The 12,692-nt window shown below is 70.9% G+C and carries 11 protein-coding genes and 1 pseudogene; 6 read left to right on the top strand and 6 right to left on the bottom strand.

The genetic code is table 11. From position 1 onward, the window contains the following. Both OO014_RS17055 and OO014_RS17060 read left to right on the top strand, forming a co-directional pair. Positions 1 to 202 (top strand): annotated as a pseudogene (locus OO014_RS17055) (SAM-dependent methyltransferase); the annotation flags it as partial. After that, positions 199 to 3,012 carry a cation-translocating P-type ATPase gene (locus OO014_RS17060; RefSeq protein ID WP_272463523.1) on the top strand — a complete coding sequence of 938 codons (2,814 nt, stop codon included), beginning with the start codon at positions 199 to 201 and terminating at the stop codon, positions 3,010 to 3,012. The pseudogene OO014_RS17055 and the gene OO014_RS17060, both read left to right, overlap by 4 nt. Before the next feature lie 39 nt (positions 3,013 to 3,051). On the opposite strand, the gene OO014_RS17065 is transcribed toward OO014_RS17060, so the two are convergent. Further along, positions 3,052 to 4,146 carry an NYN domain-containing protein gene (locus OO014_RS17065; RefSeq protein ID WP_272463524.1) on the bottom strand — a complete coding sequence of 365 codons (1,095 nt, stop codon included), beginning with the start codon at positions 4,144 to 4,146 and terminating at the stop codon, positions 3,052 to 3,054. Between the two features lie 126 nt (positions 4,147 to 4,272). Between OO014_RS17065 and OO014_RS17070 the strand changes: the two genes are divergently transcribed. Next, a complete protein-coding gene (locus OO014_RS17070) occupies positions 4,273 to 4,620 on the top strand; it encodes a hypothetical protein (RefSeq protein ID WP_272463525.1) in 348 nt (115 codons plus the stop codon). Here OO014_RS17070 and rocD read toward each other — a convergent pair. Then, on the bottom strand, positions 4,617 to 5,831 hold the full coding sequence (gene rocD, locus OO014_RS17075) for an ornithine--oxo-acid transaminase (protein WP_272463526.1): 1,215 nt from the start codon (positions 5,829 to 5,831) through the stop codon (positions 4,617 to 4,619). The two genes, OO014_RS17070 and rocD, sit on opposite strands and share 4 nt — an antisense overlap. 191 nt (positions 5,832 to 6,022) lie before the next feature. Here rocD and OO014_RS17080 point away from each other — a divergent pair, with 191 nt between their 5' ends. Together OO014_RS17080 and OO014_RS17085 are read left to right on the top strand one after the other, a co-directional pair. Next, on the top strand, positions 6,023 to 7,408 hold the full coding sequence (locus OO014_RS17080; RefSeq protein WP_272463527.1) for a cyclic 2,3-diphosphoglycerate synthase: 1,386 nt from the start codon (positions 6,023 to 6,025) through the stop codon (positions 7,406 to 7,408). A gap of 273 nt (positions 7,409 to 7,681) precedes the next feature. Continuing rightward, positions 7,682 to 8,947, top strand: coding sequence for a PucR family transcriptional regulator (locus tag OO014_RS17085; RefSeq protein ID WP_272463528.1), 1,266 nt, complete (start codon positions 7,682 to 7,684; stop codon positions 8,945 to 8,947). 3 nt (positions 8,948 to 8,950) lie between these two features. Here the strand turns inward: OO014_RS17085 and OO014_RS17090 are convergent, their stop codons facing one another. The 3 genes from OO014_RS17090 to OO014_RS17100 form a co-directional block, all read right to left on the bottom strand. After that, the gene (locus OO014_RS17090; RefSeq protein WP_272463529.1) at positions 8,951 to 9,880 is read right to left on the bottom strand and encodes a serine/threonine-protein kinase; all 930 of its coding nucleotides are present in this window, start codon (positions 9,878 to 9,880) and stop codon (positions 8,951 to 8,953) included. A gap of 208 nt (positions 9,881 to 10,088) precedes the next feature. Next, positions 10,089 to 10,442, bottom strand: a complete 354-nt coding sequence (locus OO014_RS17095) for an antitoxin (protein ID WP_272463530.1) — start codon at positions 10,440 to 10,442, stop codon at positions 10,089 to 10,091. A gap of 85 nt (positions 10,443 to 10,527) precedes the next feature. Next, complete coding sequence (locus tag OO014_RS17100; protein WP_272463531.1) at positions 10,528 to 11,706, bottom strand: acyl-CoA dehydrogenase family protein; 1,179 nt, start codon at positions 11,704 to 11,706, stop codon at positions 10,528 to 10,530. Between the two features lie 78 nt (positions 11,707 to 11,784). On the opposite strand from OO014_RS17100, the gene OO014_RS17105 reads away from it, so the two are divergent. Further along, complete coding sequence (locus tag OO014_RS17105; RefSeq protein ID WP_272463532.1) at positions 11,785 to 12,408, top strand: TetR/AcrR family transcriptional regulator; 624 nt, start codon at positions 11,785 to 11,787, stop codon at positions 12,406 to 12,408. Between the two features lie 78 nt (positions 12,409 to 12,486). Here the strand turns inward: OO014_RS17105 and OO014_RS17110 are convergent. Next, the coding region (locus OO014_RS17110; protein ID WP_272463533.1) for a hypothetical protein at positions 12,487 to 12,692 on the bottom strand (206 nt) is incomplete at its 5' end.

Genomic DNA, 12,692 nt, shown 5'->3' on the forward strand with positions numbered 1-12,692 from the left:
CCCACCCCGCAACCTCGTGACCGTGGTCGGGCTCGCCGTCGGCAACGCCGGCGCCCGACTGACCGGCCGGGAGTACCGCGCCTACGCCCACGACCCCGAGCTGATGCACCGGGTGCTGCGTGAGCGCGGCCTCGCCCCGCACGTGCTCCGGCGTGGCCCCGCCTGGCAGGTGCTCGCCGCCACCCGCGGTCTCGCGGCGTGACGGCCAGGGCGCTCGACCCCACCGATCCGACGCTGCTGTCGGCGGAGGCGGTGGCCCTGGACCTCGGGGTCGACCCCGGGATCGGGCTCCCCGACGACGTCGCCGCGCAGCGACTCGCCCAGGACGGTCCCAACGAGCTGCGCAGCACCCCTGCCGTCCCGCTGTGGCGCAAGGTGCTTCGGCAGTTCCAGGACCCACTGGTGTATCTGCTCCTGGTCGCCATCGGGATCTCCCTCATCGCGTGGGTCGGCGAAGGGGCCGAGTCGCTGCCGGTCGACGCCATCGTCATCGCCCTCATCGTCGTCGCCAACGCCGTGCTCGGGCTGGTCCAGGAGGCCAAGGCCGAGAGCGCCGTCGCGGCGCTCGCGTCCATGACCGCGGCCACCTCGACGGTCCTGCGTGCCGGGCGGCTCGTCACGCTCCCCGCAGCCGAGCTCGTGCGCGGTGACGTCCTCAGCCTCTCCGAGGGGGACTCCGTCGGTGCCGACGCCCGGCTGCTCTCCGCCACGGCGCTCCGGCTCGAGGAGGCCTCCCTCACGGGCGAGTCCACGACGACGGCGAAGTCGCCGGAGCCACTGCCGGGGCCGGTCGGCCTCGGGGACCGGCGCAACATGGTGCATCGCGGGACGGCTGTCGTCCAGGGCGTCGGACGGGCGGTCGTGACGGCCACGGGCATGGACACGGAGATGGGCCAGATCGCCGAGCTGCTCGACCGGACCGAGCAGGAGCCCTCTCCGCTGCGGCGCGAGATCGCGTCCGTGTCGAAGGTCCTCGGACTGCTCGTCATCGGGATCGCCGCCGTCGTGATGGCTGCCATCGCGCTGCTCAACGGGGTCCGGAACCTCACCGACGCCGTGACCATCCTGCTCATGGGTGTCTCGCTCGCCGTGGCGGCCGTGCCCGAGGGGCTCCCCGCAATCCTCTCCCTCGTCCTCGCCCTCGGGGTCCGCGCGATGGCGCGCCGCAACGCCGTCATGAAGGACCTCCACTCGGTGGAGACCCTCGGCTCCGCCTCGGTCATCTGCTCGGACAAGACCGGCACGCTGACGCGCAACGAGATGACCCTGAGCCGGATCATCACGCCGAGCGGCCGGGTGGAGCTCACCGGGACCGGCTACCGCCCCGACGGAGAAGCCCGCTACGAGCCGACCGACGGCACACCGGCCGACCTGGCCCGCGAAGCACGCAGCGTCGTCGTGGCCGGCGCCCTGGCCAACAACGCCCAGCTCCTCGAGGAGGATGGCGAGTGGACGATCCAGGGCGACCCGACCGAGGCTGCCTTCCTCGTCGCGATCCGCAAGCTGGAGGACGCCGAGCGGTTGGTCTCCCGCTACGAGCGCACCGCCGAGGTGCCCTTCACGTCACAGCGCAAGATGATGTCGATCCTCGGGCACCACCTGGACGACGACGAGCACCGCCTCTTCGTCAAGGGGGCCCCGGACGTGCTCCTCGACCACTGCGACGCCGTGCGCGTTGGGGAGCGGGTCGTGCCCCTGGACGAGGAGCAGCGGACCGGCTTCCTCCGGGCGGTCGAGGAGCTGTCCGCCAGTGCCTACCGCACCCTGGGCGTCGCCTACCGCGACGTGGGCCCCGACGGGCCCGCTGAGCTCGACGAGTCCGCCGAGTCCCACCTCGTGCTCCTCGGAGTCGTGGGGATCATCGACCCGCCGCGCGACGAGGCGCGCCAAGCAGTAGCGCAGGCGCACCGGGCCGGGATCCGGACGGTCATGATCACCGGCGACCACCCGGCGACGGCCGCCCGCATCGCCGCCGACCTCGGCATCTCACGGTCGGGGGAACAGGTGCTCTCGGGCGCGGACATCGACGCGCTCGACGACGAGGACTTCCGCCGCGCGGTCCTGCGCACCGCCGTGTATGCCCGCGTCGCCCCGGAGCACAAGCTGCGCATCATCGACGCCCTGCAGAGCCACGGCCTGGTCGTCGCCATGACGGGCGACGGGGTCAACGACGCGCCCGCCCTCAAGTCGGCCGACATCGGCATCGCGATGGGCATCACCGGCACGGAGGTCACCAAGGAGTCGTCCCGGATGATCCTCGGCGACGACAACTACGCCACGATCGTCGACGCAGTGCGCCAAGGGCGCGTCATCTTCGACAACATCCGGAAGTTCCTGCGCTACCTGCTCTCCTCCAACCTCGGCGAGGTGGCGACCGTCTTCTTCGGGGTTGTCCTCGCCGGCGTCATCGGTCTCTCGGAGGCCGACACCTCGGGCGCCATCGTCCTCCCGCTGCTCGCCACCCAGATCCTCTGGATCAACCTCGTCACCGACTCCGGACCGGCCCTGGCGATGGGCATCGACCCGGAGATCGACGACGTCATGGCACGGCCGCCACGGCAGCAGACCGACCGCATCCTCGACCGCGCGATGTGGCGCCGGATCGCGTTCATCGGCCTGGTCATGGCCGTCGTCACGCTCCTGACCATCGACCTCATGCTGCCCGGCGGGCTGGTCGAGGGCGCCGAGTCCCTGGAGACGGCGCGCACCGCCGGCTTCACCACCCTCGTCCTCGCTCAGCTCTTCAACGCGCTGAACTCCCGGTCCGACGAGAGCAGCGCCTTTCGCCACCTGACCGACAACCGCTGGCTGTGGGCTGCCATCACACTCGCCCTCGCCCTGCAGGTCGCAGTGGTGACGGTGCCGCTCCTGCAGACCGCGTTCGGGACGGAGACGCTCGGCCTCGGGCAGTGGCTCGTCTGTCTCGCGATGGCCTCGGTGGTGCTGTGGCTCGAGGAGCTCTCGAAGCTCGTCCGGCGCCGGCGTCGGCGCCACCGCAGCGACCGCGCCTGAGCGCGGGAACGAGCCCAGCGGCATACGGACTCGTCCGCGTCAGCGGCCCAACTCGTCCACCGCGTCCCAGAACTGCTCGCGCAGACGATAGCGGATCTCGTCGGGGATGTCGTAGACGTCGAGGCGGGCCGACAGGTCCGTCAACAGCGTCCGGTCGAGGTCGCTGGGGATGAAGGGCCGCTCGCTCATCACACGGCGCCGGTCCTCCTTCGTCGCGGTCGCGCGCCAGGCGCTGACGACGCCGCGACACACGTCGTCGATCATCTCCAGCATCGCCGGCGAGAGCGTGTGGGGCCGGAGCGCCGGGTGCTCGCTGCTGCTCGACCAGGCGACCTTGCTCCCCCCGGCGGCCGGCCCGCCCGCGCCGCCGGCACCCGTCGCGGGCTGCGGCCGACTGTGCGCGAGGATGGCCGGCGTGGGGCGGTCGGGGTGGGAGTCGGCCTGGGTCGCGGCGTGAGCCGACGCGGCAGCGGGCGCGTCCGGAGCGGACGCCTCCGGTCGAGGAGCAGACCTCGGCCCGGGCAGCGGGACGACGACACCGGCCGCCTCGGGGGACAGCGATGCCGACGTCTCCGCCTGCAGCTGACGGGGCCGGATCGTGTCGTCGATGGTCTCGGGGTCGACGAGCTCGAGCCCGTCGGACTCCCGGATCAGGTGGTTGGAGACCGCGTGCGCCCTGCCCTTGGAGTCCGGAACGGCCAGGATGACGACCTGAGCGCCGTGGCTCTGCGCCTCCTCCACCGCCTCGGACAGGTCGTCGTCACCGGACACGAGATACATCGTGTCGACGACGTGGTTGCGGCCATGGGCCGCGAGGTCCAGGCCGATGCGCAGGTCGACACCCTTCTGCTCGCCGTGGGGCGACGTGCGGCCGAGTCGGAGCTTGACCCGGGGCAGCATGCCGATGGAGTCCTGCGTCGCGTCCGGCGCCCCTCCGGGTCGATTGCCCGAGTCGTACCAGTTGACCCGCAGCAGCGGCAGGCCGCTCAGCGCCTCCGCCTGCTCGACGAGCCGGCTCACCAGATCCGGGTAGGAGATCACCACGCTGCCACGCAGGCTGGTCCCGGTCACGCGAGTCGCTGCGGCCGCGAGCAGGTAGCCGGCATCGACGTAGAGGGCGCAGTGGGACCGCATGCCTCAGCCTCCCACGAAATGGGTACGGGTGACTCGTCTCACCTGATCCGATCCGCATGGCGCACAACTCGGTTCATAGACTGCAGGTGGGAGCCGAAAGCCCCTCACCCTCCGGAAGGAGCGTCCATGAACGCCGAAGCCAGCCGCACCCTCATCGAACGAGTCCGCCTCGAGGACGGTGCCACCACGGAGGATCTCCACTTCATCGAGCGGGCGCTGACCCAGTTGTTCACCCAGCTGTCGCGCTTCGACCCGCAGATGGTGGACATCGGCGTGCGGTTCAAGGACCGCGGGCGGCCCGGCATGCGCACCTCGCTCGAGTTGCACGTCCAGGGCCTGCCCGCCATGGTCGGCGTGTCCGACCTGAGCGACACCAAGGACGCCCTCAACGACGCCGAGGCAAAGGTGCTCGCCCAGCTGCGCTCCAACGTGACGCGCCGCTCGGACCACCACCCGCGCCGCACCAACGTCTAGCGCAGGACCCGGGCCAGGCTCTCCACCAGCAGCTCGACCTCGGGCTCCTCGACGACGAGAGGCGGCGCCAGACGCAACGTCGAGCCGTGCGTGTCCTTCGCCAGCACGCCTTCGACGAGGAGTCGCTCGCAGACCTCGCGGCCCGAGGCGAGTGCTGGGTCGACGTCGATGCCAGCCCAGAGTCCCCGGACCCGCACCGCGTCGACGCCACGGCCCACGAGGGACTCCAGCCCCTCAGCCAGCACCTTGCCGAGCCGGGCAGCCCGCTCCTGGTACTCACCCGTCGCCAGCAGGCCGACGACCGCCCGCCCGATGGCCGCGGCGAGCGGGTTGCCGCCGAAGGTGGACCCGTGGGTTCCCGGGGTGATGACCCCGAGGACGTCGGCGTCGGCCACGACCGCTGACACGGGGACGATGCCACCGCCGAGCGCCTTGCCGAGGATGTAGACGTCGGGGACGACGTCCTCGACGTCGCAGGCGAACGTCGTGCCGGTGCGGCCGAGGCCCGACTGGATCTCATCGGCGAGCATGAGGATCCTGCGCCGCCGCGTCAGTTCCCGCACCTGCCGCAGGAAGCCTGCGGGCGGGATCACGACGCCGCCCTCGCCCTGGATCGGCTCGAGCAGCACGGCGACGGTGTCGTCGGTGACGGCCGCCTCGATCGCGTCGATGTCGCCGTAGGGCACGAGGTCGAAGCCCGGGGTGTACGGGCCGTAGTGGTCGTGCGCGACCGGATCGTCGGAGAAGCTGACGATGGTCGTCGTCCGACCGTGGAAGTTACCGCGCATGACGATGATGCGTGCCTGACCGTCCGGGACGCCCTTGACGAGGTAGCCCCAGCGGCGCGCGGTCTTGATCGCCGTCTCGACCGCCTCGGCGCCCGTGTTCATCGGCAGGACGAGCTCCTTGCCGGCCAGCTCGGCCAGGTCGCGGCAGAACGGCGCCAGCTGGTCACTGTGGAACGCCCGGCTGGTCAGGGTCAGGCGTCGCAGCTGCTCCTGCGCCGCCCCGACGAGCACCGGGTGCAGGTGCCCGAAGTTGAGCGCGGAGTAGCCGGCGAGGGCATCGAGGTAGCGGCGCCCCGCAACGTCCATGACCCAGGCTCCCTGGGCGCTCGCGATGACGACGGGGAGGGGGCTGTAGTTGCGCGCCACCCATTGCTCGGCCAGTGACAGGTGCTCCTCGTGGGTGGTGAGGTCGGCGGTCTCCATGGCCCCCAGCGTTCACCCCCGGGGCGGGGCCCACAAGGCCTTTGCCGGTCGGCCCGGGGTGAGCCGGGTCTCAGTCCGTGAGACTGGCCGCCTTGCGGTGGCGTCATACACTGGCGACGGCGGGTGGCCGAGGCCAGGACTACCCAGTCCGGGTGTGTCGGTCCGTCGGCGACCGCAGCCGGAGGTTCGCCATGACCACTGCCGTGAACGCCGTCCGCAAGGTCGTCATCCTGGGAGCCGCGGGGCGCGACTTCCACAACTTCAACGTCGTCTTCCGCGACGACCCGGCTTATCGGGTGGTCGCCTTCACCGCGACGCAGATCCCCGACATCGAGGGGCGGACCTACCCGCCCGAGCTGGCCGGGCACCTCTATCCCGATGGCATCCCCATCGTCGAGGAATCCGACCTGGAGGACCTCATCCGGCGCGAGCAGGCCGACGTCGCCGTCTTCGCCTACTCCGACGTGCCGCACGAGCAGGTCATGCATCTGGGGTCGCGGTGCATCGCGGCCGGGGCCGACTTCTGGCTCCAGAGCGCCCGGAGCACCATGCTCACGAGCACCCGCCCCGTCATCGCCGTCACTGCGGTCCGCACGGGCGTGGGCAAGAGCCAGACGACGCGCTACCTGTCCCGGATCCTGCGGGAGCTGGACCAGAAGGTCGTGGCCATCCGGCACCCCATGCCGTACGGCGACCTCGCCGCGCAGGCCTGCCAACGGTTCGAGACCTACGCCGACCTCGACCGGCACGAGACGACGATCGAGGAGCGCGAGGAGTACGAGCCACACATCGACAACGGGTTCGTCGTCTACGCCGGGGTCGACTACGAGCAGATCATCCGCGAGGCGGAGCAGGAGGCCGACGTCATCCTCTGGGACGGCGGCAACAACGACCTGCCCTTCTACACCCCGGACCTCCACATCGTCCTCGTCGACCCGCTGCGCCCGGGCAACGAGGAGACCTACCACCCCGGCGAGGCCAACCTGCTCATGGCGCACGTCGTGGTCGTCAACAAGTGCGACAGCGCGCGGCCGGCGGACATCGAGGCGGTCGAGCACACCGTCCGTCGGCTCAACCCACGGGCGCGGATCATCCGCGCGGACAGCCCGGTCACCATCGACGACGTGAGCGCGGTCGCGGGCAAACGGGTCATCTGCATCGAGGACGGGCCGACGCTCACCCACGGCTCGATGAGCTACGGCGCAGCGGTCGTGGGTGCGCGCGCCGCCGGCGCGGCCGAGATCATCGACCCCAGCCCGTATGCCGTCGGGTCCCTCGCCTACACCTACGCCAAGTACTCCAACGCCGTCGGGATCCTGCCGGCAATGGGCTACGGGCCGGCCCAGGTCCGCGACCTCGAGGCGACGATCGAGGCCACCATCGCGGCCACGGGTGCGGACGCAGTGGTGTCCGGGACGCCCATCGACCTCGGGCGGATGCTGCACGTGAGCAAGCCCCTGGTCAGGGCCCGCTACGAGCTGCGCGAGCATGCAGCCGGGGGCCTCGAGGCAGCGGTCCGGGACGTGCTCGCACGCCTGGTGACTGCTCAGTCACAGAGCGGAGCCGCCCTTCGCTGACACTCGTGACGTCAGGTGGGTCCGTGCGTCACGGTCGCTCCGTTCGGTCCGGAGTGCGGCGTCCGAGACCTCCGGGCCCGCGACCGGTGGAGGTCGGTCACGGACCCGCATGACGCGCCGCCCCCCTCTTCGTGGCGCATCACGATCGGCTCCCGCGCGGCAGCAGTGCGTCGGAACGCGGGCACGTCAGCGGGGTGGAGTACGTCCCATGTTCCTCCCTCAGCGAATCGCGCGAAATAGGACATGACCTAGTCTTTGTCCTGGGAGGTTGTGATGGATCACAGTCGGACGAGTCCCATGTCCTGGCGGGAGGCGCCGCTGGAGTTGGCCGGCGAGCCGCTCAGCGAGGTCGTCGAGCGCAGCCGGCCCGAGCTCGTCGCGGAGATGCTCCACCGGCTGGCCGCCGAGCTGCCGAGCTACGCCTGGGTGGCCGACGCCGCACCCGATGACCCGGTGCGGGCGATGACTCACCGGTTCGTCGACTACTACTCCGGCGCGTTCGCCCGTCGCGAGCTCCCCGATACCGCCATGCTGGCGCCGGTGCGCCAGACCGCGGAGCGGCGGGCGACCGGTGGCGTCCCGATGGAGGAGGTCATGTCGGCCTTCCACCTCGGCACGGCCGTCGTGACCGAGCACCTCGCCAGCTTGGCCGGGGCAGACGACGAGGCGGTCGTCATCGCCATCCAGGCGCTCGGCTTCGACCTGGTGCGACTCCTCGCTGTGGCCGTCGCGACGGGCTACACGACCGAGCGCCAGTCAGTGCTCGGCGAGGAGCTGGCCACCCGCCAGACCCTTGTCGCTGACCTCCTCGACGGCACGGCGACGGACGAGTCCGCCCTCCGAGCCGGCATCCGGCTGCCGCCCGCCTACATCGTCGTCGCGTTCAGCATGGGCGAGGGCGGCCTCCTCGTTGACGAAGAGGGGCAGCGACGGGCCATCCGGCGGATCCGGCTCGAGGCGACCCGGATCGTGGACGAGCCGGTGCTGTGGGCTTCGCCGCGATCGGGTTGGCTCGCCTTCGTGCCCTACCCGGCCGGGTCGGACTGGTTCTCCATGGACGACCGGGTCTGGCTGGCGCTGACCCACCGCCAGGTCCAGGCCGTCGTCGATCTGCCCATCTACACCGGCTGGGCCGCCGCTGCCCCGGCGGGCGTGCCCGAGGCGGCAAAGCTGGCGCGAGAGGTCTGCGACGTGGTCCTGGCGACGCACCGGCCCCCGGGGATCTACGAGCTGGACGACGTCCTCATCGACTACCAGCTGATGCGACCGAGTCCCGCCAGGGACCGGCTCCAGGAGATGATGACGCCCCTGACCGATCGCGCCGAGCTGCTCCTGACCCTGCGCACCTACCTCGACACCGGTCGCGACCGGCGCCGGACGGCACAGCTGCTGCACCTGCATCCCAACAGCGTCGACAACCGCCTCCGGCGGTGCGCCGACCTGACCGGACTCGACGCCACCCAGTCCGAGGAGGCGATGGTCATCCGGGCCGCCCTCCTGGCCTGGACGGCACAGCCGGCAGCGACGGTCTCTCGCTGAACCTCAGCGGTCGGCAGGCAGGGGCATGCCCTGCGTGGGGATGTCCTCGGGATTGGACACCTCGTCGGGCACGCCGTTCAGCGCCTGGGCCAGCCCCAACGCCAGGCCGGCCACCTCCTGGTCGCCGAGGCCCAGCCGGATGGCGACGGCCGCGGCGTTCGGGGGCCGGTCAGCGGGGTTCTTCTGCAGGCAGTCGTTGATGACCTGCGCCAGGTCGTCCGGCACGTCGTCGGGCAGCGGCGGGGGCGGCTCGTTGACGTGGCTGAGCGCCGTCGCGATCGGGGTGCCGCGGTCGAACGGGCGGGACCCGGAGAGCATCTCGTGCCCGACCACGCCGAGCGCATAGAGGTCGCTCGAGCCGGTGGCGGGCTGGCCCATGGCCTGCTCCGGGCTGATGTAGTTGGGGGTGCCCAGCATCTCCCCGTGCTGCGTGTGGCCAGACGCGTCGAGGGCCCGCGCGATGCCGAAGTCGGTCAGCTTCACGACGCCATCAGGCCGCACCAGGATGTTGGCCGGCTTGACGTCACGGTGGATGACCCGGGCCTCGTGCGCCACGGCGAGCGCGAGCGCCGACTGACCCATGATCGAGCGGACCTCCGCCGCGGGGAGCGGTGCACGCTCGCGCAGAATGAGGGACAGCGGCTCCCCGGCGACCAGCTCCATCACGAGGTAGGCCAAGCCGTCGTCCTCGCCGTAGTCGAAGACCGTGGCGATGTTGTTGTGGTTGAGCCCGGCCGAGTGGACCGCCTCGTCACGGAACCGCAGCGCGAAGAGCTTCTCGTGCTTGGAGTCGGGACGCATGATCTTGACCGCGACCGGGCGCTTGAGGACCTCGTCGGTGCCGGCCCAGACATCGGCCATCCCGCCGGAGGCGATGCGTTGCTCGAGGCGATATCTGTCGCCGAGGAGGAAACCCTCTTGGAGTCGGTTCATGGCACGGGCACCCATGGCCTTTCGGACAGAAGGTGCGCGTCTGGTGACATCTCAGGGGCCTTCGTCAACGGGAATGATACGCGAGCATCGGGGGTGGGTGGGGCGCTGGCTCGCCTTGTGGTATTAGCACTGGCGCGTCCCCACTCCTACCCAGTACCGCTCCCGCCAACCTATCCCCAGGCCGGCCATTTGTGGGCCGAAGAGGGGCTCAGGACGGTGAACCCTCCGGGGCGTCGTCGTCGTCGAAGGCCGAGTAGGTGTCGTCCGGGACCGTCGGTCGAGGGCCGGGCTCCCGCTGGGTGACGAGCTTGTCGATGCCCTTGTCGACCTGCTCGCGGACCTTCGACACGGTGTCCGCGTGCTTGCCGCCGGTCCGCTCGTCGATGGTCCGGGTCGCCTGGTCGAGCACCCCGTCGACCTTGTCGCGGTTCTCGGCGGCGTAGCCGGCAGCGAGACCCATGGCCGCCTTGACGACCTCGACGACGGCGTCGCCGAAGTCCTTGGCCTTGCCCTGCAGGTTGACCTCGTCTGCCTTCTGCCGCATCTGCTCGCTGAACGTCACCTTGATCTCCTCACCCCTGTGGTGCACCTTCCATCAGTGCAACGGTAGCCCCGACCGACGCGTTCCCGGCAGGTGTCGTAACGGCTCAGCGGAAGGCGGCCTCTCCGGTGAGGGCCTGGCCGATGACGAGCTGGTGGACCTCGGAGGTGCCTTCATAGGTGAGCACGGACTCGAGGTTGTTGGCGTGCCGCAGGACCGGGTACTCGAGCGTGATGCCGGCCGCGCCGAGGATCGTGCGGCACTCGCGGGCGATGGCGATGGCCTCGCGGACGTTGTTGAGCTTGCCGAGGCTGACCTGGTTGGGCTGGAGCCGGCCCTCGTCCTTGAGCCGCCCGAGGTGCAGGGCGAGGAGCATGCCCTTGCCGAGCTCGAGGGCCATGTCGGCGAGCTTGGCCTGGGTGAGCTGGAACGACGCCAGCGGCCGGTCGAAGATGTCCCGCTCCCGGGAGTACGTGATCGCCGTCTCCAGGCTGTCCCGTGCGGCGCCGAGCGAGCCGAAGATGATGCCGTAGCGGGCCTCGTTGAGGCAGGACAGCGGGCCGGACAGGCCGGCGGCACCGGGCAGGATCGCCGAGGCGGGCAGCCGGACCTCGTCGAGGACGAGCTCGCTCGTGACCGACGCGCGCAGGGACAGCTTCTTCTTGATCTCCGGCGCGGAGAAGCCCGGGGTGCCGGTCGGCACGACGAAGCCGCGGATGCCTTCCTCGGTCTGGGCCCACACGATCGCGACGTCGGCGACGGACCCGTTGGTGATCCACATCTTGTTGCCGGTGAGGACCCAGTCGTCACCGTCGCGCCGGGCGCGGGTCCGCATCCCGGCGGGGTTGGAGCCGAAGTCGGGCTCGGTCAGCCCGAAGCAGCCGATGGCCTCGCCGGCCGCCATGCGGGGCAGCCACTCCTGCTTCTGCTCCTCGGAGCCGTGCTTCCAGATCGCGAACATCGCGAGGGAGCCCTGCACCGAGACGAGGGAGCGGATGCCGGAGTCGCCGGCCTCGAGCTCCATGCAGGCCAGCCCGTAGGCGGTCGCGCTCGTCCCCGCGCAGCCGTAGCCCTCGAGATGCATGCCGAGGACCCCGAGGCCGCCGAGTTCCTGAGCCAGCTCGCGCACGGGCAGGGACCCGGCCTCGTACCACTGGGACACCTCGGGCTTGATCTTCTGCTCGACGAAGTGCCGCACGGCGTCGCGGATCGCGCGGTCCTCCTCGCCGATGAGGGAGTCCGTGTCGAACAGGTGCAGCGGTGCAACGGGCGTCCTGAGTGCCATGGTTTCATCTCCGTCTCGGTAACCTAACGCTGTTCGGATGCTAACCTAACACCGTTAGTTTCGACAAGAGGAGGGCCCATGCCTCGTCCGCTGACGCCACTGCTCAGCAAGGAGCGCATCCGCGACGCCGCCCTCGAGCTCATCGACGCCGACGGTCTGGCGACCCTGTCGATGCGGCGGCTCGCGCAAGCACTCGGCGTGCAGGCGGCCTCGCTCTACACGCACGTGGCGACGAAGGACGATGTCCTCGACGCCGTCGCCAACCGGCTCATCGAGCAGGTCGACACGACCGGCTTCTCCGCCGGGTGGCGAGAGGGTCTGCTCACCTGGGGCCGCTCCTACCGTGCCGCCCTCGCGGCCCACCCCAACGCCGCGCCGCTCATCGCCAGCGGGACCCAGCGCCGCGACGAGTTCCTCGGCATGGCCAACGCCGTCCATGGCGGGCTCGTCGGTGCGGGCTGGCCGCCCCGACGCGCGACGGAGATCTCCGGGGCCGTGAAGTACCTCGTCATCGGCGCGGCCACGACACCCTTCGCCTCCGGCTTCGCCGACGACGTGCAGGTCTATCTCGACCGCTACCCCCATCTCACCCAGGCCCATCGGCTCCGCGCCGACGCGGCCCGGATCGATCACGACAGCTTCGAGCTCGGCCTCCAGGCCCTCGTCCGCGGGCTCGAGCTCGACCCTGCCGCCCCCGCCTGAGAGCCCCACCACGCACAAAGATGCCGTATGCCGCTGAGCTGGCCCAGCGGCATACGGCACCTTGAGTGGGGGGTCACCTCACGGGTTGACGACCTCGATGGTCAGGTCGTCCCCTGCGTCACCGGTGACGGTGACGGTGACGCCGTGGCCGGCCACCTTGACGGAGCCCTGCGGGTTCGCCGTCGAGTAGTAGGCCAGGGGATCGGAGTCGTCGAACGTCCGAATGCCCTCTGACGCCGGCGCGCACGCGGCGAGCGACTCGACCGTGGCCGACGGGCCGTGGC

The organism is Intrasporangium calvum, from assembly GCF_028446585.1.
Classification (GTDB): domain Bacteria; phylum Actinomycetota; class Actinomycetes; order Actinomycetales; family Dermatophilaceae; genus Intrasporangium; species Intrasporangium calvum_A.